Below are 20,769 nucleotides of genomic sequence, written 5' to 3'. Positions count from 1 at the left end.
CCACCGCCCCCTGTAGGAGCGAGGCTTGCCCGCGAAGGGGTCCGCGAGGCCGCCAAAAGCTTCGCGGGCAAGCCTCGCTCCTACAGGATCCCGGTCAGTTTTGAGATCTGTGTGAGGACACCGTTTTGCGCTCTACCGAAGTCGTGATCATTGGCGCTGGCGCCGCAGGGTTGATGTGTGCGCTGACCGCCGCCGGGCGCGGGCGCAAGGTGATGTTGCTCGACCACGCCAATAAGGCCGGCAAGAAAATCCTGATGTCGGGCGGTGGCCGCTGCAATTTCACCAATATGTACACCGAACCGGGCAATTTCCTCTCGCAGAACGAACACTTCTGCAAATCCGCGTTGGCGCGCTACACCCAGTGGGATTTCATCGGCATGGTCGCCAAACACGGTGTGCCGTACCACGAGAAGAAACTCGGCCAGTTGTTCTGCGATAACAAATCCAGCGACATCCTCGAAATGCTGCTCAACGAGTGCGATCAGGTCGGCGTCAGCCTGCACCTGGACACTTCGATCCAGACCATCGAGAAACTCGAAAGCGGTTACCTGCTGGACACCACACTCGGTCAGTTGACCTGCCAATCGCTGGTGATCGCCACCGGCGGTTTGTCGATCCCGACCCTGGGCGCCACCGGCTTCGGTTACCAAGTGGCCAAGCAATTCGGCCACGATTTGTTGCCAACCCGCGCCGGCCTGGTGCCGTTCACCATCACCGATCAGCTAAAAGAACTCTGCACCGAGCTGTCCGGCACGTCGGTGGATTGCCTGGTGAGCTGCAACGAGCAGAGTTTCCGCGAGAACATCCTGTTCACTCACCGAGGCCTTAGCGGCCCGGCGATTTTGCAGATTTCTTCGTTCTGGGAGTCCGGCGACACGGTGGAAATCAACCTGATGCCGGACCACGACGTGCCGACCTGGCTGCAACAGCAGCAAGCCGAACGTCCGAACAGCGAATTGAAAACCTTGCTGGGGGAAATCTTCACCAAGAAGATGGCCAACCTGCTGGCAGACAACTGGTTCGTGTCCAAACCGATGAAGCAATACACCCACGCGGAAATTGCCGACATCGCCGAAAAACTCGCGAGCTGGAAAGTCGTGCCGGCCGGCACCGAAGGCTACCGCACCGCCGAAGTGACCCTGGGCGGCGTCGACACCCATGAAGTGTCGTCCAAAACCATGGAATCCCTGAAAAGCCCTGGCCTGTATTTCATCGGCGAAGTGCTCGACGTCACCGGGCATCTGGGCGGCTTCAACTTCCAGTGGGCATGGGCCTCGGGTTACGCGGCTGCGCAATACGCCTGACGAAACGCAAAACAACTGTGGGAGCGAGCCTGCTCGCGAATGCTGTCAGACAACATCAATGTTGAATGTACCGGCCTCTTCGCGGGCAAGCCTCGCTCCTACAGGTTTGTGTCATGCGCAATGTCGGGAACGATGCAAATCCGTAGGAGCGAGGCTTGCCCGCGAAAGCGTCCGAACAGACAACACAGAACCATCACGGAACAGATTTTGCTGTCAGATGTGATCGGCGCCATTGCGTCGGCGTCATTACTGGCTCAATTTAGCGTCATCGCCTCGGAAGGCCCTCGCACTTCATGTCATCGACCCCTTTTAGTCAGTCTCTGCGTCGCCTCTGGGCGCTGGATAAATTCAGCTACAGCGTGCGGGTGTTCATCGCCCTGACCGGCAGCATGGCCGTTTGTTGGTATCAGGATGAAATGGGGCTGTTGATCCCGTTGTTCCTGGGCATTATCGCCAGCGCCCTGGCCGAGACCGACGACAGTTGGCAGGGCCGCCTCAACGCGCTGGCCGTGACGCTGGTGTGTTTCAGCGTTGCCGCGTTCTCGGTCGAATTGCTCTTCCCCTACCCCATCATCTTTATCGTCGCCCTGGCGTTGGCCGCCTTCGGCCTGACCATGCTCGGCGCCCTCGGCGAACGCTATGGCGCGATTGCCTCGGCGACGCTGATCCTGTCGGTCTACACCATGATCGGCGTGGACCAGCGCGGCGGCGCAGTGACCGATTTCTGGCACGAACCGGTGCTGCTGGTGGCCGGTGCAGCCTGGTACGGATTGCTCTCGGTGCTGTGGCAAGCGATGTTTTCCAACCAGCCGGTGCAGCAGAGCCTGGCGCGGTTGTTCCGTGAACTGGGTTTGTACCTGAAGCTCAAATCGTCGCTGTTCGAACCGATCCGGCAGATGGACGTGGAAGCGCGACGCCTGGAATTGGCCCAGCAAAACGGCCGGGTGGTGGCGGCGCTGAACGTCGCCAAGGAAATCATTCTGCACCGGGTCGGCAATGGCCGGCCCGGTTCGAAAGTCAGCCGTTACCTCAAGCTGTACTTCCTCGCCCAGGACATCCACGAGCGCGCCAGTTCCTCGCACTACCCTTACAACGCCCTGGCCGACGCGTTCTTCCACAGCGACGTAATGTTCCGCTGCCAGCGCCTGCTGCGCCAGCAAGGCAAAGCCTGTCGGGCCCTGGCCGAATCGATCCAGATGCGCCAACCCTTCGTCTATGACGCCAGCTTCGCCGAAGCCCTGGGCGACCTGCACGCTTCCCTCGAACACCTGCGCATCCAGAGCAACCCGGCCTGGCGCGGACTGCTGCGTTCCTTGCGTGCACTGGCGGCCAACCTTGGCACCCTCGACCGTTTGCTCAGCGACGCGAGCAACCCCGACGCCCTCGCCGACGCCACCGACAGCAGCCTGCTCGACCGTTCGCCACGCAACCTCAAGGATGTGTGGCTGCGCTTGCGCACGCAACTGACGCCGACCTCGCTGCTGTTCCGCCACGCCCTGCGGTTGCCCCTGGCGTTGAGCATCGGCTACGGCATGGTGCATATGATCCACCCGTCCCAGGGTTACTGGATCATCCTCACCACGCTGTTTGTCTGCCAACCTAACTACGGCGCAACCCGGCGCAAACTCGGGCAGCGGATCATCGGCACCGCCATTGGCCTGACCCTGGCCTGGGCGCTGTTCGACCTGTTCCCGAACCCGTTGGTCCAGTCGGGTTTCGCCATTGCCGCCGGGGTGGTGTTCTTTATCAACCGCACCACGCGCTACACCCTGGCGACAGCGGCAATTACCTTGATGGTGTTGTTCTGCTTCAACCAGGTCGGCGACGGTTACGGGCTGTTCCTGCCACGCCTGTTCGATACCTTGCTTGGCAGCCTGATCGCCGGACTGGCGGTATTCCTCTTCCTGCCGGACTGGCAGGGCCGTCGCCTGAACAAAGTGCTGGCCAATACCCTGACCTGCAACAGCATTTACCTGCGCCAGATCATGCAGCAATACGCCGCCGGCAAAAGCGATGATTTGGCTTATCGCCTGGCCCGACGCAACGCGCACAACGCCGATGCGGCGCTGTCGACCACGCTGGCGAACATGCTGATGGAGCCGGGGCATTTCCGGAAAGAAGCGGATGTCGGTTTCCGTTTCCTGGTGTTGTCCCACACGTTGCTGAGCTACTTGTCAGGCCTCGGCGCGCACCGTGAAACGCAGTTGCCGCAGGATGTGCGCGAGCATTTGATCGACGGTGCCGGGGTGAGCCTGGCGGCGAGCATCGATGAGATCGCCCAGGGTTTGGCGAGCAAACTGCCGATTGCGATTCAGAGCGATGCGGAAGAGGCGCTGGCCAATGAGCTGGAGCAAATGCCGGATGAGATCGATGAAGGGCAGCGACTGGTGCAGACGCAATTGGCGTTGATCTGCCGACAGTTGGGGCCGTTGCGGACGTTGGCGGCGCATTTGATCAAGGATACGAGCGAGGATTGAGCCTTGTGGTGACCGGGTTGAAGCCTTCGCGGGCAAGCCTCGCTCCTACAGGGGCGATTTTCGCTACAACACAAAACCTGTAGGAGCGAGGCTTGCCCGCGAAGAGGCCATCCGCCCCACCGCTAAATCCGGATCAGCAAAACCTCACATCCCATGCTGCTTCATCAACCGCTCATAACTCCCATCCGCCTTCATCGCCGCAATCTCCCGATCAAACCCCGCCACAATCTGCTCATGCTGCGGGTTCTTCAGGCTCACCAGAATGTGCAGGCTGTTTTCACTCAGCGGCTTGGGCAGGAATTCGACTGAATTGCGCACCTTGGCCGATTCCCGGGCCAGGTAGTAACGAGCGACGTACTCATCTTCCAGGGTCAGTTGGACCCGATCAGCCGCCAGCATGCGTACGGCCATGGCGAAGTTATGCACCGGGATTTTCTGTAGCGCCGCATCCTCATCGAATTCCGGCGAGTAGGCGTAACCGCGCACCACAGCGATCGGGTAGGTGTGCAGTTGCTGCAAATTGTTGTATTCGATGGGAGCGTCTTTGCGCTTGATGAAGCGCACGCGGTTGAGCAGGTATTCGCTGGAGAATTGCCCGAGCTTGGTGCGCTCGTCGTTGTACCAGGCGTTGACCAGCACGTCGTAGCGGCCCTCGCCAACGCCGAGCAAGGCGCGCGCCCAAGGCACCTGTTCGAAATCGCTGGCATAGCCGGCCCGGGCCAGCGCGGTGCTGACAATGTCGGTGGCCAAGCCACCGTTGACCAGCGTGGCGTCGGTAAAGGGCGGCCAGGCATCGGCCACCAGACGCAGCTTTTCCGCCGCCGCGTTCTGTGTCAGCAACAGCAATCCAATCAAAGCAAACGCTCGATGCAATCGCGGCATGCTAGAAAATCCTTAGCGGGCGGGCTGCCCGGCGTGTTTTTCAGCCAAAACTCCAAGACTCGAGTACCGGCCTGCCGGTACTAAACCTTAGCTCATTGAAGCCACTGCACAGCGCTTGATTGCAGATTACACAAAGAAGACAACGCCGCGCGAAATGAATGATGGCATTTTGGCCTATGTCACAGATTTATCAGCCATCGAGACATCTTTCGCCGGGACGCTTAGTATCGGGAGGACGTTGGTCAAGGAATGTGAAGATGACAATCGATTGGGTCTGCAAGCATCACAGCGATCTGGGCAAAGAGCAGCTGTATGCCATTTTAAAACTGCGCGCCGAGGTGTTTGTCGTCGAGCAGCAATGTGTCTACCAGGATATCGATGGCCAGGATCTGGAAGGTGACACCAGCCATTTGATGGGCTGGGATGGCGAGCGTCTGGTCGCGTACCTGCGTTTGCTCGACCCGGAACTGCAGGGCGGCGACGTGGTGATCGGCCGGGTGGTGACCGCGCCTGAAGGTCGTGGCCAGGGATTGGGGCATGCAATGATGGAACAGGCGTTGAAACAGGCTGAGAAACGCTGGCCTGACATGCCGATTTACCTGTCGGCCCAGGCGCATTTGCAGGGGTATTACGGGCGATACGGGTTTGTGGTGGCGGGTGAAGAGTATGTCGAGGATGGCATTCCGCATATCGGAATGCGGCGTTCTTGAGGGCCTCTTCGCGGGCAAGCCTCGCTCCTACAATTATTCGCGGTGTCCACAAATGATGCGGACAACCCAAATCCTGTAGGAGCGAGGCTTGCCCGCGAAGGCGCCAGTACAGGCGCCACAAACTTCAAGGGTACTCAAGCACCGCTTTTATCTGCCGCAAATTGCGCTCGATCCACCCTCGGTCAATCGCGCCCCAATCCCGAATCCGATAGTGCCCGGCATGGTTACGCGCGCCGTCTTCCTGCTCGAATTCACACACGATATCCAGATCCGCCAACGCCGCGATGGTGTCTTGGGCCGTGCGCCGGGGCATTCCGGTGACGTCGGTCAGGGTCGGGACGCTGCTGGCCAGCCCGCTGTCGATCAGGTACGCCACGTACAACCGGCGGTAGAAGCTGCTTTTGGTCTTGCTGACGTCCATCAAACGCTCCTTATTGCATATCCCGCCAAGTCAGATATACCCGCAGATCAAACTCCACCTGGTGATACCCCGGCAACATGTGTTCGCACAGCTTGTAGAACGCCTTGTTGTGATCCGACTCTTTGAAGTGCGCCAACTCATGCACCACGATCATTTTCAGAAATTCCGACGGCGCTTCCTTGAACAGCGAGGCCACGCGGATTTCTTTCTTGGCCTTGAGCTTGCCGCCCTGCACCCGGGAAATCGTGGTGTGCAGGCCGAGGGCGCGATGGGTCAGGTCCAGGCGGTTGTCGAACAACACTTTGTCGATGGACGGGGCGTTGCGCAGGTATTCCTGCTTCAGGTCCAAGGCGTAGGTGTACAACGCCTTGTCGCTTTGCACGTCGTGTTTTTGCGGGTAACGCTGGCTCAGGTAATCGCCCAGCCGACCGTCGGCGATCAGCTGGCGCACCTGGTCCTGCAATGCAGCGGGATAGGCCTGGAGGTATTTCAACGCGGTCATTGGGCGGGCAACATGCAGCATGAAAAGGTCGCCAGTGTAGCGAATTCAGCGGGGTAGCGCGCTCCAGTCGAAGGGCTGCACAAAGGCGCCGGCATCCTCAGCCATCATCGGCCGAGCGACCAGGAAGCCCTGCACATACTCGCAGCCGTTGGCCTGCAGCCACTCATACTGCGCCGGCGTTTCCACCCCTTCGGCAATCACCAGCAAACCGTATTGCTTGCACAGATCGATCACCGTGCGCACCAACGCCGCGTCCCGCGACGACTCGGGCAGCCGCGCGATCAGATGCCGATCGAGTTTCAGGGTATCCAGCTCCAGATCCCGCAGATGCGCCAGCGAACACGAGCCGGAGCCGAAGTCATCCAGCGCCACCCTCACTCCCAGGTTGTGCAGCAAGCGCAGCTGCTTGCGGGTTTCCTCGGGGTTAATCATCAGCGCTTCTTCGGTGACCTCGACTTCGATCTGGCTCGGCTTCAATTCATGGCGCTCCAGCACCTGGCGTAACTCGGTGACCAGATTGGGCATGCCGAACTGGGTGCTGCTCAGACTCACTCCCAGCACCAGATCCTCTGCAAACAGGGTTTCCCAGGCTTTACGCTGCTTGGCGCTGCGATGGTAAATCCAGCTGCCCAGGCGACTGATCAACCGAGCCTCCTCCAGCAACGGTAAAAACAGCCCCGGCGGCACATCGCCGACACTCGGGTGCTGCCAGCGCAGCAACGCTTCGAAACCGCGAATCTGTCCTCCATCGATTGCGACTTGTGGTTGATAGACCAGATTGAAATCGCGGTTCTCGATGGCCGTGCGCACGCTCTCTTCGAGCATCAGCCGCGAGCGCGCCCGACCGTTCATTTCGTGATCGTAAAAGCGATATTGCTGACGCCCGGCGCGCTTGGCTTCGTACATCGCGATGTCGGACGCGCGCAGTAAACCGTCAAGGTTGGAGCCGCAATCCGGGTAAGTGGCAATGCCGATGCTGGCGCCGAGGGCAATGTCCAGGCCTTCGATCTGCTGACAGATCGACACCCGCTCAATCAGTTTCTCGGCAATCTTCGCCGCCTGCTCGGGGAATTCCAGGTCCAGCAGCGCCGTGAATTCGTCGCCGCCCATCCGCGCCAGAATGTCGAAGGGCCGCAAGCAAGCCTTCAACTGCTCGGAGACCCAGCGCAGCACCCGGTCGCCGGCATCGTGACCAAGGGAATCATTGACCCGTTTGAAGCCATCCAGATCGAGATACATCAGCACCCAGGAGCTGTCGGTACGTTCGCCGCGCAGCAGCAGGTTTTCCACGGTCTGGTGAAAACCGCGCCGGTTGAGCAGCCCGGTCAGCGGATCTGTGACTGCCTGGAACTCCAGTTGCTGATGCAGATGGCGCACCACCGACATGTCCAGCACCGTCACCACCATCGCGTGCTGCTCGGACGGCAATGGCGCACAGGACAACGCCACCGGCACTTGCTGGCCCGGCGCTGTGCGCAACAGCGCATCGTGCAGACGCGAGGTCTCGCCGCGCTTGTAGCCGTTATACAGATCGGAATCGGCCCAGACCGGAATGTGTGGTTTTTGCAGGAAATCCAGAAACTCCTTGCCCTGCAAATCCTTGACTGTGGCATTGAGCAGCCGCGACATCGCCGGGTTGGCGAAACGGATCAGGCCGTCCTCCCCCACCACCAGGATGCCTTCGGCAGCGTTGTCGAGTACCGAGGCATTGAAAGCCCTGGCAACCTCCAGATCGTGGCTCAGGCGCTGCAAGGCCCGACGATTGCGTTGATGCTCAAGCAACGCCTGGACTTTGGGCTTGAGAATCTGCGGATCGAAGGGTTTGAACAGGTAATCCACCGCGCCACTGGCGTAGCCCTTGATCACGGCGTCCTGGGACTGTTCGTTGGCGGTGAGGAATATGATTGGGGTCAGGCGGGTGCGTTGACTGCCGCGCATCAACCGCGCGACTTCGAAGCCGTCCATGCCGGGCATCTGCACATCCAGCAGCACCAGGTCGATTTCGTGTTCCAGGAGCAAACTGAGGGCCTCGAAGCCCGAGGCGGCGGTCATGACCTGCCAGTCCTGGCGCTGTAACAAGGCGCGCATGCTGATCAGGTTTTCAGGGTAATCATCAACGACTAAAAGGACAGAGTTGCCTTCACCTGGCGTGGGTTGCGCGCATTCCATGCTGCTTCTCTTGTTCGGGGCGACAGGCCGGTTTCTCGTGAAAACCGGACAAATTCTACGCCTTCACTCTAGACCCGGATCCGCAAAAGCAGTAGGTGTCATCACGCCATCATTTAACCAAAGCGTCCATAAGCCGACTAACGGTCGGCTCTACAGCCCCCGAAAACCGGGGAAGATGGCTTTTTGACAGGATGTTGACGTCAATCATCTGCCAGGCGGGCATTAACAAAGACGCCCGCTACGCTTATAAAGACTGCCCTCCAAGGCCCGTGTTAGAGCTTCTGGCACGGGCGTGCAGCATGAATTAGTGGAAGCTTTGTCTATGATCGATCTCGCAACATGGAACCTAAGCGTTCCTGTCGGCAATCCGCCGTACACCGTTGATACAGCCAAACTGGTGAACGGTTTCAAGGACCAATACTTCCACTCTGACACCGGCACCCTGTTCTTCTGGTCCCCGGTCACTGGCTCCAAAACCGCAAACGCCAAATACCCCCGCACCGAACTTCGCGAAACCTACAGCAACGGTACCCTGCGCAACTGGCTCTACCCGGACGCCGACAATTCCCTGCGCGCGACCCTGGCGGTCAATCAGGTGCCGAGCTCGGGCAAGATCGTCATCGGCCAGATCCACGCCTATGAAAGCCAGAAACCCCTGATCAAGCTTGAGTACCAATTCAAGACCGGCACCCAGACGGGCAACATCGTCGCCAAAGTGCGCATGCACCCCGATGACGGCGAAGGCCGGGTGATTACCATCGCGACAGGCGTGAAGCTGGATCAGGAGTTTTCCTACCTCCTTCACCTGAGCCCCGGCGGTGCATTAGGCATCAGTGCCGCGGGTTATCAGTGGGACTCGAACATCAGCGCGACGTGGCGCGACAAACCGCTGTATTTCAAGGCAGGTGTGTATGTGCAGGACCACACCGGGTACACCAGCGAAGGCGGGAAAGTGACGTTCAGCAAGCTGGATATTGATCACGATAAATAAATCGTTTGTTTGATCGTTCCCACGCTCCGCGTGGGAATGCTGATCGATTAAATCCACTCAATGACCAAATAAATCAATCCTGCTTTTTACGATTTCAGGAATCCCCGAAGATAAATATAAAGCGTCCATCTTTAACTGAATCACCTTTTTGATTGTGTTCTTGAAAAACTTCAAAACGACCGCGATAGTCTGAAGGAGTGATACTTTCAAGAAAAACAAAACCAGACTTTGCTAGCCATAAACCGCCCGTACGAAGCGCTACTACTATTCCTATTTTTGTCGTATCCGATATTTCATGCCTACCGATTGAAAGAAATTCTTTAAAATCAAAATCTATTGCCTCAACGTCGCTTTTCTCCCTGTTTTCGGAGGATACATAGAGCCGAAAAGGCTCCCCCGGCTTATGATCGTAAAGCCCGCTAATGTGCGTAGAGCTATAATGCGGTTTGCCTGCAGGGCCTTCTTTATGCAACTCCCCCGTCACACTACCGTCCAATAACTTCTGCTCGAAAATACCCGCCGTAGTCAAAATCATCTTATGGGATTTCATCATCAATTCCTGAACAATTAAAAGAGGATAATTTTATTAAACCCGCTCAGCGACTTCATGCATCAGGCTATAAACATATGTAATATTTTTCAAAAAAACACCTGTAATAATTGACAGTTCTTAATACATTCTCGCGATAAAAATTCGTTGATATATATCGCAAAGCCGGCAGCGACCACAGACGCGTAAGCGTTGCCAAAGGCTGCGATCTTTTGATCTTCCGCTCCGAAAACCACTTAGGCGAGGTATGCCTATGCTCGGCTTTTATATGGCGGCTGTGCGTGGGAGACCTTCGAGTCTGCCGGGTCTTAACTCCTCGGTCTGCGAACCCGCGCACAGCTGTCTCCCAATTTGTTTCGCAGCAAACGGTGGTGAATTTTTTCTTGAGTTAAGGATTTCCCATGACAGATCAGCAACCGCCGCGCCGCTTCACCCCCATGTCCCAATTCGCCACCGACTACCCCGTCCTGCTCATCGACAGCGACGCCCCGATCCGCGAATTGCACAACTGCGTCAGCGAACGCCTCAACGCCGTCCTCAAATACCTCAACCTCATGGCCTGCACCAGCCTGCCGGACTACGCCGAAAATGACATCAACACCGTCACCAACATCGCCTTGATCCTGCTCCGGGATGTCAGTGACGTATTCAGGGTGATTGAGAAGCGTGGATTTGATACGCCTTAACCATCGCACTAATCTTTATCCAATAAAAACCCGCACGACGGCGGGTTTTTATTATCGCGCTTTTTTAATCCCGACTGTTTTGAAAGCGTGAATTTCGAATAACAGAAATAGCACGGGACGGCCAACGAAATAGACCATTACGATAGTTGTGAAGAGGGGACCTATTAAATAAATCTGTTCACTTTTCCTTTGTGACGTCAGACCAGCATCAACTACTCAGACCTACCCTAACGATATAAATGTTCCCTCTACTGAAAAGACCCCTTCCTCAAAAAGTTTGAATTCCCCCTCGGGATAATTCCCACCCTTTGACAAACGAAACGTACCACTGGCATATTTATCACCTTCAATATTATCAATCTCCAAATGCGCTGCAACGGGCTCATCATTTCGGTCTAGCGTGTAGGTCTTTCCAACCTCAAGGTCGGTTCTAAACTTAATTCCCATATAATAACGGTGCCCGTCTATCTCCCTATACTTTGGAGTAATATGAAAGAAGCCGTCCCCACTAGAAAAGAGGCCCTGCCCCGCAAACTTCAACGCGTGATCACCATAGTCTGGATGTTTGAATATGACGTCCAGCTCACCAGAAACATTGCCACTAACGCTATTTTTAGTTTCCATTCTTTTCGTCCAGCAAGTGAGTGAATTCAAAGAATAGGCTTCTGCCAGCGCCAGCACACCTGTAATATCTGACAGGTATTTATATCTTTTTGCAATTAACAATCGGTATCTAGCAACAAAAAACAAATCAAACGAAGCAATTATTCAATTACCCAGAAATAAGTAATTTTCTTATTTTCCATACTAAAGGCGATCACCACCGGACCTGTAGTATCGGTTTCTTTGATATCGCCGTACTGGTTGATGATCGCAAGCCATCCAGCCGTGATGCAGGCTTAACCCGTAATCACTTATTTTTTCAAAACAGGTTTTCGCTTAAGACCAGATTTAACCGAGTCATGCAGCGCCACCACTCTTCCAGCATCCCATTCCACCTGCATTGCCGATAACAACTCGCCATCAACACGCCCCTGATTAACAGCCAGTGCCTCAGTCATTGCCTCGGCAATTCGCTCAATAATCAGCGACGGCTTATCTACCGCGCAGTGCTTGCGACCAAACTCGATTAACTGCTGGCGATCAGGGTAGGTTTTGACTTTGTTCATTTTGATGGCCAGCGTTCGATCAACCAGTGAACGCCCGGATTTCGGATTGTAGTTGTCATACACCGTCGTAGTTGTGACATCGAAAACGGGCGCCAACTGCACAGTTTCGCGCGCATCTGGATGCGTGTAGATCACGCCGAAATTCTTCAGGTGAGCATCACCATTGCGAACCATGACCGAAAGACAGACCGATGAAAAAAATCGTTCAAGCTCTCGCAACGGGTCGCCATGCACACAAACCTGGCCAATCACAGCCGCCAGCGTCTCGTAACTCTGAGAGTACTTATAGTTGTCATGGGGATCCTTGTTGAGCCCCAGAAGCACGGCCATGTCTTCAAAGCCGAGTCGACCGGACTCACTCAGGTCAAACCGCTCCATGACAAACAGATCGCCGCTTTCAGAAAGCCAGAAGGGTGGCGTTTCCAATCCTGCAAGGCGAGCCGCTTCAAGGCACAGAAACTCGTTCTGAGCCAAGTGGGCATATTCGTCAGCGCCTGACTTCACAATCAGATCGGAACTGAGCATGGTTTTTCGGCTGCCGGTCAGCTTGTCCAGGTCGGGCACCAGCACCTTGGGTTGTACGCCGGAGATACCTGACTCAAAGTAAGTATCCACCAGGAAATCGAAGACTCCTTGCGAAGTATCGGCCGACAGGATTTCTTGCAAACCGACTTGAGCACGCACGGAAACGGAAGCCTCGACCGGATTCTGATACGTAAGCCGTCCAATCTGATTGCCACCAATCACCGACAACAGGCGCATTTCATCCACCTGCATGTGCTTGGCCATCCGACGCTTGATCTGATCAGCCAGAAAACCCTCCGGCACATTCATATCGAATATCGGGTGCAGGACGTTGCTGACCGCAGGTGTCGGGTCATAGGGCATGACCAGCGAAACTTCCTTTGGCGCATCCGCAGCGTCATACGCAAACGAAAACTGCGAACCTTTGGAGAGCTCTCCGGAAAGACCTTGTGGTGTGATGACGTTGAGCTGTCTCACTCTACTCATCGTGTTCTACCAGTTCGGCGAGGGACTTGAGGTCGATGCGGTTATCGACAATTTCAAGCGCCATGCCCAGCGCGGAAAGAACCCTGAATACCGTGTACAGCGATACGTTCTCACCAGCCTCCAGATCGATGACGGTTTTGCGGCTGCATTTTGCCCTGTGCGCCAGTTGCAGTTGGCTATAGCCTTTGGCACGCCGCAGTTCGCGGACACGCTCGGCGAACACTGATGGATTGTGCAGCAGCATAAATGTCACCTATATGGTACTTATAAAGCTTCAAACCTGATTATGTTCACTATAGGTGACATTTCAAGCACCTTATGTCGCCCCGGCCTGATGATGCAAATGACGCCCACAAAAAAACCCGCCTCTCGGCGGGTTTTTCATCAGTGCTGTGTAACGCTCAGGCTTAGTTAACCTTGGCGTTCAACTCACCTTTCAGGTAACGCTGATACATCGCTTCCAACGAGATCGGTTTGATCTTCGACGCATTGCCAGCAGTACCGAATGCTTCGTAGCGAGCGATACACACGTCACGCATGGCGGTCACGGTGGCGCCGAAGAATTTACGCGGGTCGAATTCGCTCGGGTTGGTGGCCATCAGGCGACGCATCGCGCCGGTGGATGCCAGGCGCAGGTCGGTGTCGATGTTGACCTTGCGCACGCCGTGCTTGATGCCTTCGACGATTTCTTCAACCGGTACGCCGTAGGTTTCTTTGATGTCGCCGCCGTACTGGTTGATGATCGCCAGCCAGTCTTGTGGCACCGAAGACGAACCGTGCATCACCAGGTGGGTGTTCGGGATGCGTTTGTGGATTTCTTTGATGCGGTCGATTGCAAGCACGTCGCCGGTAGGTGGCTTGGTGAACTTGTACGCGCCGTGGCTGGTGCCGATGGCGATGGCCAGGGCATCAACTTGGGTGCGTTTGACGAAGTCAGCGGCTTCTTCCGGGTCGGTCAGCATTTGGCTGTGATCCAGAACGCCTTCGGCGCCGATGCCGTCTTCTTCACCGGCCATGCCGGTTTCCAGCGAACCCAGGCAGCCCAGCTCGCCTTCTACCGAAACGCCGCAGGCGTGAGCCATGGCCACGGTTTGTTGGGTAACGCGGATGTTGTAGTCGTAGTCGGTCGGGGTCTTGCCGTCTTCGCCCAGGGAGCCGTCCATCATTACCGAGCTGAAACCCAGTTGGATGGAGCGCTGGCAGACGTCAGGGCTGGTGCCGTGGTCCTGGTGCATGCACACCGGGATGTGCGGGAATTCTTCGATTGCCGCGAGGATCAGGTGACGCAGGAACGGGGCGCCTGCGTATTTGCGAGCACCGGCCGAAGCCTGGACGATCACCGGGGAGTCAGTCTTGTCAGCGGCTTCCATGATGGCGCGCATCTGCTCAAGGTTGTTGACGTTGAAGGCTGAACGCCGTAGCCGAATTCGGCTGCGTGGTCCAACATCTGGCGCATGCTGATAAGTGCCATTGTGTGTGTCTCTCCCGGTTTGGGTCGTTAATCGTGCCAGCCTGCCGTAGCGGCGGCGGCTATTCAAGTTATTGCAGATCGGGGGTTGGTCCGGTCCGCTCATTCGGTATTACAAAAATCTTGAGAACTCTCGATTCCCTGTAGGAGCGAAGCTTGCTCGCGAAAGCGGTTTAACCGCCAACACATGTGTTGCATGTGCTGGCCTCTTCGCGAGCAAGCTTCGCTCCTACGGGTTAGGCGCAAGCCTTCGATTACTGCGCTTTACAACCGCGGCCAATCAAATCATTGGTGGCGACCCAGTACACCAGGCCTTCCTCACCTTTTACGTGAAACGCCAGCATGTCGTTGCTGTACAGCGAACCTTCGGCGCCCGGTTCAAGCTTCAAGCGGTAGACCTGATCGGCCCCGCCGAGGCGCACGTCGACTTCCTTGCGGCTGTCGTCGGTGTAGCGCCAGAGCACTTTCGCCTGGCTGTCGCAGGTCCAGGTGGTCCAGTTGTCCGCCGGTGCCGACGAGTCGAACAGGTTGAAATTCGAACAACCTGCCAGCAGTGCCAGCGCCATGACGGCGATAAAACCTTTCATCCGTGTTCCTCGACCGACGGCGCACGCTGCCGGCCTTGAGTAAAGAGTCAGACCCGTCAAGGGCAGCCATGTTCCTTGGCCGGGGTCTGTGTCTCGTATTTGTCCAGGCCATCCGGCCCGGAACGCTTGTTGAGCACCGGGTTGGTTTCGGCCTGCCAGTCGGCCTGGTAACAGCCTTTATCCGCCGGCGCAGACGGCGCGGGTTCCGGTTTGGCTTTCGGGTTACTCCCGCAAGCCGCCAGCGAAGCCGCGACGATCAACAGCGCTATCGTCCTGACCATGTGAACACTCCTTTGCCTGGTCAAATGGGTCGCCTCAGGCCTTGGCCCGGCTTTCCAGGACCTCAACGGCCGGCAGCACCTTGCCTTCGACGAACTCAAGGAATGCGCCACCACCGGTGGAAATGTAGGAGATCTGGTCTGCAACGCCATATTTATCGATGGCCGCCAGGGTGTCGCCACCGCCAGCAATCGAGAACGCCGAGCTTTCAGCGATAGCCTGGGCCAGCACTTTGGTGCCGTTGCCGAACTGGTCGAATTCGAACACGCCCACCGGGCCGTTCCACAGAATGGTCTTGGACGACTTCAGCAGCTCGGCGAAATTCGCCGCAGTCTGTGGGCCGATGTCCAGGATCATGTCATCGTCGGCCACGTCGGCGATCAGTTTGACGGTAGCGGTAGCGCTTTCAGCGAATTCCTTGGCAACCACTACGTCGACTGGCAGCGGCACGCTGACTTTGGCAGCGATGGCGCGGGCGGTGTCCAGCAGGTCCGGTTCGTACAGCGACTTGCCGACCGGGTGACCGGCAGCGGCCAGGAACGTGTTGGCGATACCGCCACCAACGATCAACTGGTTGCAGATCTGGCTCAGGCTGTTGAGCACGTCGAGTTTGGTCGACACCTTGGAGCCGGCAACGATCGCAGCCATTGGCTGGGCCGGAGCGCCGAGGGCTTTGCCCAGTGCGTCCAGTTCAGCGGCCAGCAACGGACCAGCGGCAGCGACTTTGGCGAACTTGGCCACGCCGTGGGTCGAACCCTCGGCACGGTGAGCGGTGCCGAAGGCGTCCATCACGAATACGTCGCACAGGGCAGCGTATTGCTGGGCCAGTTCGTCAGCGTTCTTTTTCTCGCCTTTGTTGAAGCGTACGTTTTCGAACAGCACGATGTCGCCGGCCTTGACGTCGACGCCGCTCAGGTAATCGGCTACCAGCGGCACTTCACGGCCCAGGGCCTTGCTCAGGTAGTCAGCGACTGGCTTGAGGCTGTTCTCGGCCGAGAACTCGCCTTCGGTCGGACGGCCAAGGTGCGAGCAGACCATCACGGCCGCGCCTTTTTCCAGGGCCAGCTTGATGGTCGGCAGCGAAGCCAGGATACGCGCATCGCTGGTGACAACACCGTCCTTGACTGGGACGTTGAGGTCTTCGCGGATCAGTACGCGCTTACCTTGCAGATCGAGGTCGGTCATCTTCAACACGGTCATGGGTCGCAATTCCTGAGTTACTGTTTTTTAGAGACAGAAAGTGGAGCGGCTATTTGCAGGTAGTGCTCTGCAACGTCCAGCATTCGGTTGGCAAACCCCCATTCGTTGTCGAACCAGGCCAGGATGTTCACCAGCCGTGGGCCGGAAACGCGGGTCTGACTGGCATCGACGATGGCCGAATGTGGGTCGTGGTTGAAATCACAACTGGCGTGAGGCAATTCAGTGTAGGCCAGCAGGCCTTTGAGCGGACCGCTGGTGGCGGCCTCGCGCAGGATCCGGTTGACCTCGGTGGCGTCGGTGTCGCTGACGGTTTGCATCGTAATGTCGAGGCACGACACGTTCACCGTTGGCACCCGTACGGCTTTGGCCTGAATTCGCCCGGCAAGTTCCGGCAGCAGGCGTTCGATGCCGCGCGCCAGACCAGTGGACACCGGGATCACCGACTGGAACGCCGAACGGGTGCGGCGCAGGTCTTCGTGGTGATAGGCGTCGATCACCGGCTGATCGTTCATCGCCGAGTGGATGGTGGTGATCGACACGTATTCCAGACCAATGGCCTGATCCAGCAGGCGCAACAGCGGCACGCCGCAGTTGGTGGTGCAGGATGCGTTGGACACCAGCAGCTCGTCGCCGGTCAGGCAATCCTGGTTCACGCCGTAGACGATGGTGGCGTCGACATCCGCCTCGCTGGCCATCGGCTGGGAAAACAGCACACGCGGCGCGCCAGCATCGAGAAAGCGCTGGCCATCTGCACGAGTGTGATAAGCGCCGGAGCATTCAAGCACCAGATCGACGCCCAGGGACGCCCAATCGATGCCTTCAGGGGTGGCACTGCGCAGGACCTTCACGCAGTCGCCATTAATATGCAGACAATCGTCCTCAACCCGCACTTCGCCGGGAAAACGCCCGTGAGTGGAGTCGAAGCGTGTCAGGTATTCGATGCTGGCCATGTCCGCCAGATCGTTGATCGCGACAATTTCAAACCCGGCCTTCTCGCCTCGTTCAAACAACGCACGCAAGACGCAACGACCAATCCGGCCGTAGCCGTTGAGTGCAACTTTGTAGGGACGCGGTTGAGGCATGGGGTTCTCGATGCAGCTTGGGAATGTAGTCGCCAGGTCTGCCGCCTTCGCGGGCAAGCCTCGCTCCTACAGGTCTTCGGTTGTTTGGGGAATCGGGGTAATCCCAATCCTCCAAAACAACGCAATCCCTTGTAGGAGCGAGGCTTGCCCGCGAAGACGTCAGCCCCGATAACGCAACTTCTGGATCAGTCTTCCAGCAGCTCTTCAGCCTGACCCAGGATGTTTTCCAGGGTGAAGCCGAACTCTTCGAACAAGGCTGGCGCAGGCGCCGACTCGCCGTAGGTGGTCATGCCGATCACGCGGCCTTCCAGGCCCACGTATTTGTACCAGTAGTCCGCGTGAGCAGCTTCGATCGCGATACGCGCGCCGACTTGCAGTGGCAGGACGTCTTGCTTGTAGCCTGCGTCTTGCGCGTCGAACACGCTGGTGCACGGCATCGAAACGACGCGAACCTTGCGACCTTGCTCGGTCAGCTTGTCGTAAGCCTGAACCGCCAGGCCAACTTCCGAACCGGTGGAGATCAGGATCAGCTCAGGCTCGCCAGCGCAATCCTTCAACACATAACCGCCACGGGCGATGTCGGCGATCTGGCCGGCATCACGTTCCTGATGTTGCAGGTTCTGACGCGAGAAGATCAGCGCCGAAGGGCCGTCCTTACGCTCGATCGCCAGTTTCCAGCACACCGCCGATTCAACCGCATCGGCTGGACGCCAGGTGTTGAGGTTCGGCGTACTGCGCAGGCTGGTCAGTTGCTCGACCGGCTGGTGCGTCGGGCCGTCTTCGCCCAGACCGATAGAGTCGTGGGTGTAGACGAACACCACGCGTTTCTTCATCAGCGACGCCATGCGTACTGCGTTGCGCGCGTATTCCATGAACATCAGGAAAGTCGCGCCGTAAGGCACCAGGCCGCCGTGCAGGGACACGCCGTTCATGATCGCGCTCATGCCGAACTCGCGAACGCCGTAGTACATGTAGTTGCCGCTGGCGTCTTCAGCCGAGACACCTTTGCAACCTTTCCACAGGGTCAGGTTGGAACCGGCCAGGTCAGCGGAGCCGCCCAGCAGTTCAGGCAACAGCGGGCCGTAGGCATTCAATGCGTTCTGGCTGGCTTTACGGCTGGCGATGGTTTCGCCCTTGGCCGCAACTTCAGCAATATAAGCCGAGGCTTTTTCCGCGAAGTCGGCTGGCAATTCACCGCTCAGGCGACGCACCAGTTCGTTGGCTTCGGTCGGGAACGCCGCGGAGTAAGCAGCGAAACGCTGATCCCACTCGGCTTCAGCAGCGCGTCCTTTTTCCTTGGCATCCCACTCGGCATAGATGTCGGCCGGGATTTCAAACGGGCCGTGATTCCAGTTCAGCGCCTTGCGGGTCAGGGCGATTTCCGCGTCACCCAACGGGGCGCCGTGGCAATCTTCCTTGCCTTGCTTGTTCGGCGAACCGAAACCGATGGTGGTCTTGCAGCAGATCAGCGTCGGCAGCTCGCTTTTGCGTGCAGTCTCGATCGCGGTCTTGATTTCTTCCGGGTCGTGACCGTCGACGTTGCGGATCACTTGCCAGTTGTAGGCTTCGAAACGCTTCGGCGTGTCGTCAGTGAACCAGCCTTCAACTTCGCCATCGATGGAGATGCCGTTGTCATCGTAGAAGGCGATCAGTTTGCCCAGGCCCAAGGTGCCGGCCAGGGAGCCGACTTCGTGGGAAATGCCTTCCATCATGCAGCCATCACCCAGGAACACGTAGGTGTGGTGGTCAACGATGTTGTGGCCAGGACGGTTGAACTGCGCCGCCAGGACTTTTTCTGCCAGGGCAAAACCGACGGCGTTGGCCAGGCCTTGGCCCAGTGGACCGGTGGTGGTTTCAACGCCCGGGGTGTAGCCGAATTCCGGGTGACCCGGGGTGCGGCTGTGCAGCTGGCGGAAGTTTTTCAGGTCTTCGATCGACAGGTCGTAGCCGGTCAGGTGCAGCAGCGAGTAGATCAGCATCGAGCCGTGGCCGTTGGACAGCACGAAGCGGTCACGGTCGGCGAACGATGGATTGCTCGGGTTGTGCTTCAGGTAGTCACGCCACAGTACTTCGGCGATATCCGCCATACCCATGGGGGCACCGGGATGGCCGCTGTTGGCCTTTTGCACGGCATCCATGCTGAGGGCACGAATGGCGTTGGCACGCTCACGACGGCTTGGCATCGCTGTTCTCCTACGGGTTCTGTATCGAGAGTGAATAAAACGAATCGGAAAAAAGGCGAGCATTTTCCCTCACCGACCCGCCTCGGGGCAATGACAGATAAGCATCTGGAGACGTTTTTCCAATGGATAACGGAGGTTTCGACTGATGAAACCTTTCCGCAGTTCGTTTGTTGACTGAACCTAACGTCGAGAAGTGCCATCTATCGAGCAATATCAAAACTTTTTGATATTGCTCTTGCGGGGTTTTCTGACCATCACTAGACTGCTGGCCTTATGAATTTACGCGTGCCTTCCATTCAACATGACGATTGCGATGAGCTGGCGGCCCTGTGCAAGGCCGGCGGTGATCCTCTGCGGCTGAATGTATTGCGCGCGCTGGCCAACGATTCGTTCGGCGTGCTGGAACTGGCGCAGATCTTCGGCATCGGCCAGTCGGGCATGAGTCATCACCTCAAGGTCCTGGCCCAGGCCGACCTGGTGGCGACCCGCCGTGAAGGCAACGCGATTTTCTACCGTCGCGCCCTGCCCCACACCGACCTGCTGGGCGGCAAGCTGCACGCGGCCTTGCTCGAAGAAGTGGATAACCTGACCCTGCCTGCGGATGTGCAGTCGCGGATCGGTCAGGTCCATGGGCAACGGGCAGCGGCCAGCCAGGACTTTTTCTCACGGGTAGCGGAGAAATTTCGCGCCCAGCAAGACTTGATCGCCGGCCTGCCGCAGTACCGCGAAAGCGTGGTGGCGCTGCTCGACAAGCTGAGTTTCAGTGTGGGCGCCACGGCGATTGAAGTCGGCCCCGGCGACGGTGGTTTTCTGCCGGAACTGGCGCGCCGCTTCACCCAGGTCACGGCGCTGGACAACAGCCCGGCGATGCTCGAACTGGCGCGCCAGGTCTGCGAACGTGAAACGTTGACTAATGTCAGCCTGCAATTGGCCGATGCACTGAACGGTGTGAGCCTAACCGCCGATTGCGTTGTGCTGAACATGGTGCTGCACCATTTTGCCGCGCCGGCTTCCAGCGCGCGCACTTGCTGCCAGTCGAGGGCCTGGGGCTGCGACTCTTCAGGGCATTCATCAGTCAAGCGGCTCAAGTCGTCCGGT

19 protein-coding genes and 1 pseudogene are annotated in these 20,769 nt (G+C 57.7%); 6 read left to right on the top strand and 14 right to left on the bottom strand.

What is annotated here, in order from left to right; genetic code table 11:
- Window positions 1–125: 125 nt before the first annotated feature.
- Both ACIOYV_RS19090 and yccS read left to right on the top strand, forming a co-directional pair.
- Window positions 126–1,304 (top strand): NAD(P)/FAD-dependent oxidoreductase, encoded by a 1,179-nt coding sequence (locus tag ACIOYV_RS19090; RefSeq protein WP_401326009.1) that lies wholly within the window; start codon window positions 126–128, stop codon window positions 1,302–1,304.
- 293 nt (window positions 1,305–1,597) lie between these two features.
- A complete protein-coding gene (yccS, locus tag ACIOYV_RS19085; RefSeq protein WP_054616890.1) occupies window positions 1,598–3,781 on the top strand; it encodes a YccS family putative transporter in 2,184 nt (727 codons plus the stop codon).
- A 144-nt stretch (window positions 3,782–3,925) separates the two neighbouring features.
- Here the strand turns inward: yccS and ACIOYV_RS19080 are convergent, their stop codons facing one another.
- Complete coding sequence (locus ACIOYV_RS19080; RefSeq protein ID WP_401326006.1) at window positions 3,926–4,663, bottom strand: substrate-binding periplasmic protein; 738 nt, start codon at window positions 4,661–4,663, stop codon at window positions 3,926–3,928.
- Between the two features lie 257 nt (window positions 4,664–4,920).
- Here ACIOYV_RS19080 and ACIOYV_RS19075 point away from each other — a divergent pair, with 257 nt between their 5' ends.
- Window positions 4,921–5,373 (top strand): GNAT family N-acetyltransferase, encoded by a 453-nt coding sequence (locus ACIOYV_RS19075; RefSeq protein WP_401326004.1) that lies wholly within the window; start codon window positions 4,921–4,923, stop codon window positions 5,371–5,373.
- A gap of 124 nt (window positions 5,374–5,497) precedes the next feature.
- On the opposite strand, the gene ACIOYV_RS19070 is transcribed toward ACIOYV_RS19075, so the two are convergent.
- From ACIOYV_RS19070 to ACIOYV_RS19060, 3 genes are read right to left on the bottom strand one after another with little or no spacing between them, the layout of a single operon-like run.
- Entirely contained in the window at window positions 5,498–5,794 is a 297-nt protein-coding gene (locus ACIOYV_RS19070) for a helix-turn-helix domain-containing protein (protein WP_163911071.1), read from the bottom strand.
- A 10-nt stretch (window positions 5,795–5,804) separates the two neighbouring features.
- On the bottom strand, window positions 5,805–6,296 hold the full coding sequence (locus ACIOYV_RS19065) for a M48 family metallopeptidase (protein WP_163914776.1): 492 nt from the start codon (window positions 6,294–6,296) through the stop codon (window positions 5,805–5,807).
- A gap of 45 nt (window positions 6,297–6,341) precedes the next feature.
- Window positions 6,342–8,465, bottom strand: a complete 2,124-nt coding sequence (locus tag ACIOYV_RS19060; RefSeq protein WP_401326001.1) for a putative bifunctional diguanylate cyclase/phosphodiesterase — start codon at window positions 8,463–8,465, stop codon at window positions 6,342–6,344.
- Between the two features lie 322 nt (window positions 8,466–8,787).
- On the opposite strand from ACIOYV_RS19060, the gene ACIOYV_RS19055 reads away from it, so the two are divergent.
- Window positions 8,788–9,456, top strand: coding sequence for a polysaccharide lyase family 7 protein (locus ACIOYV_RS19055; RefSeq protein WP_163911064.1), 669 nt, complete (start codon window positions 8,788–8,790; stop codon window positions 9,454–9,456).
- A 94-nt stretch (window positions 9,457–9,550) separates the two neighbouring features.
- On the opposite strand, the gene ACIOYV_RS19050 is transcribed toward ACIOYV_RS19055, so the two are convergent.
- Window positions 9,551–10,006 carry a hypothetical protein gene (locus tag ACIOYV_RS19050; RefSeq protein WP_401325998.1) on the bottom strand — a complete coding sequence of 152 codons (456 nt, stop codon included), beginning with the start codon at window positions 10,004–10,006 and terminating at the stop codon, window positions 9,551–9,553.
- A gap of 401 nt (window positions 10,007–10,407) precedes the next feature.
- Here ACIOYV_RS19050 and ACIOYV_RS19045 point away from each other — a divergent pair, with 401 nt between their 5' ends.
- The gene (locus ACIOYV_RS19045; RefSeq protein WP_401325995.1) at window positions 10,408–10,692 is read left to right on the top strand and encodes a fructose-bisphosphate aldolase; all 285 of its coding nucleotides are present in this window, start codon (window positions 10,408–10,410) and stop codon (window positions 10,690–10,692) included.
- A 222-nt stretch (window positions 10,693–10,914) separates the two neighbouring features.
- Here the strand turns inward: ACIOYV_RS19045 and ACIOYV_RS19040 are convergent, their stop codons facing one another.
- From ACIOYV_RS19040 to tkt, 9 genes and pseudogenes are all read right to left on the bottom strand, one after another.
- Window positions 10,915–11,418, bottom strand: a complete 504-nt coding sequence (locus ACIOYV_RS19040; protein WP_401325993.1) for a hypothetical protein — start codon at window positions 11,416–11,418, stop codon at window positions 10,915–10,917.
- Window positions 11,419–11,606: 188 nt separating this feature from the next.
- A complete protein-coding gene (locus ACIOYV_RS19035) occupies window positions 11,607–12,872 on the bottom strand; it encodes a type II toxin-antitoxin system HipA family toxin (RefSeq protein WP_401325990.1) in 1,266 nt (421 codons plus the stop codon).
- Window positions 12,865–13,116, bottom strand: a complete 252-nt coding sequence (locus ACIOYV_RS19030) for a helix-turn-helix transcriptional regulator (RefSeq protein WP_401325987.1) — start codon at window positions 13,114–13,116, stop codon at window positions 12,865–12,867. Before ACIOYV_RS19030 ends, ACIOYV_RS19035 begins: the two co-directional genes overlap by 8 nt.
- A gap of 163 nt (window positions 13,117–13,279) precedes the next feature.
- A pseudogene (gene fba, locus ACIOYV_RS19025) lies at window positions 13,280–14,343 on the bottom strand (class II fructose-bisphosphate aldolase).
- Between the two features lie 251 nt (window positions 14,344–14,594).
- Entirely contained in the window at window positions 14,595–14,927 is a 333-nt protein-coding gene (locus ACIOYV_RS19020; RefSeq protein ID WP_054616893.1) for an MliC family protein, read from the bottom strand.
- A gap of 56 nt (window positions 14,928–14,983) precedes the next feature.
- A complete protein-coding gene (locus ACIOYV_RS19015) occupies window positions 14,984–15,208 on the bottom strand; it encodes a hypothetical protein (RefSeq protein WP_054044251.1) in 225 nt (74 codons plus the stop codon).
- Between the two features lie 34 nt (window positions 15,209–15,242).
- Window positions 15,243–16,406, bottom strand: a complete 1,164-nt coding sequence (locus ACIOYV_RS19010; protein WP_401325984.1) for a phosphoglycerate kinase — start codon at window positions 16,404–16,406, stop codon at window positions 15,243–15,245.
- 17 nt (window positions 16,407–16,423) lie between these two features.
- Window positions 16,424–17,488, bottom strand: a complete 1,065-nt coding sequence (gene epd / locus ACIOYV_RS19005) for an erythrose-4-phosphate dehydrogenase (protein ID WP_163911052.1) — start codon at window positions 17,486–17,488, stop codon at window positions 16,424–16,426.
- A 185-nt stretch (window positions 17,489–17,673) separates the two neighbouring features.
- A complete protein-coding gene (gene tkt, locus ACIOYV_RS19000; RefSeq protein ID WP_054044254.1) occupies window positions 17,674–19,671 on the bottom strand; it encodes a transketolase in 1,998 nt (665 codons plus the stop codon).
- A gap of 273 nt (window positions 19,672–19,944) precedes the next feature.
- Here tkt and ACIOYV_RS18995 point away from each other — a divergent pair.
- The coding region (locus ACIOYV_RS18995) for an ArsR/SmtB family transcription factor (RefSeq protein ID WP_401325977.1) at window positions 19,945–20,769 on the top strand (825 nt) is incomplete at its 3' end.

It is taken from the genome of Pseudomonas sp. NPDC087342 (assembly GCF_044744265.1).
Lineage (GTDB): Bacteria > Pseudomonadota > Gammaproteobacteria > Pseudomonadales > Pseudomonadaceae > Aquipseudomonas > Aquipseudomonas nunensis.
The sequence above is the reverse complement of the archived record's forward strand: the minus strand, read 5'-3'. Positions and strand labels throughout refer to the sequence as shown.

Bases quoted from the DNA above. Each gene is read 5' to 3' on its own strand.
- yccS (WP_054616890.1), top strand. From the start codon at position 1,598: ATGTCATCGACCCCTTTTAGTCAGTCTCTGCGTCGCCTCTGGGCGCTG.
- ACIOYV_RS19080 (WP_401326006.1), bottom strand. From the start codon at position 4,663: ATGCCGCGATTGCATCGAGCGTTTGCTTTGATTGGATTGCTGTTGCTG.
- ACIOYV_RS19075 (WP_401326004.1), top strand. From the start codon at position 4,921: ATGACAATCGATTGGGTCTGCAAGCATCACAGCGATCTGGGCAAAGAG.
- ACIOYV_RS19070 (WP_163911071.1), bottom strand. From the start codon at position 5,794: ATGGACGTCAGCAAGACCAAAAGCAGCTTCTACCGCCGGTTGTACGTG.
- ACIOYV_RS19065 (WP_163914776.1), bottom strand. From the start codon at position 6,296: ATGACCGCGTTGAAATACCTCCAGGCCTATCCCGCTGCATTGCAGGAC.
- ACIOYV_RS19060 (WP_401326001.1), bottom strand. From the start codon at position 8,465: ATGGAATGCGCGCAACCCACGCCAGGTGAAGGCAACTCTGTCCTTTTA.
- ACIOYV_RS19055 (WP_163911064.1), top strand. From the start codon at position 8,788: ATGATCGATCTCGCAACATGGAACCTAAGCGTTCCTGTCGGCAATCCG.
- ACIOYV_RS19050 (WP_401325998.1), bottom strand. From the start codon at position 10,006: ATGAAATCCCATAAGATGATTTTGACTACGGCGGGTATTTTCGAGCAG.
- ACIOYV_RS19045 (WP_401325995.1), top strand. From the start codon at position 10,408: ATGACAGATCAGCAACCGCCGCGCCGCTTCACCCCCATGTCCCAATTC.
- ACIOYV_RS19035 (WP_401325990.1), bottom strand. From the start codon at position 12,872: ATGAGTAGAGTGAGACAGCTCAACGTCATCACACCACAAGGTCTTTCC.
- ACIOYV_RS19030 (WP_401325987.1), bottom strand. From the start codon at position 13,116: ATGCTGCTGCACAATCCATCAGTGTTCGCCGAGCGTGTCCGCGAACTG.
- ACIOYV_RS19020 (WP_054616893.1), bottom strand. From the start codon at position 14,927: ATGAAAGGTTTTATCGCCGTCATGGCGCTGGCACTGCTGGCAGGTTGT.
- ACIOYV_RS19015 (WP_054044251.1), bottom strand. From the start codon at position 15,208: ATGGTCAGGACGATAGCGCTGTTGATCGTCGCGGCTTCGCTGGCGGCT.
- ACIOYV_RS19010 (WP_401325984.1), bottom strand. From the start codon at position 16,406: ATGACCGTGTTGAAGATGACCGACCTCGATCTGCAAGGTAAGCGCGTA.
- epd (WP_163911052.1), bottom strand. From the start codon at position 17,488: ATGCCTCAACCGCGTCCCTACAAAGTTGCACTCAACGGCTACGGCCGG.
- tkt (WP_054044254.1), bottom strand. From the start codon at position 19,671: ATGCCAAGCCGTCGTGAGCGTGCCAACGCCATTCGTGCCCTCAGCATG.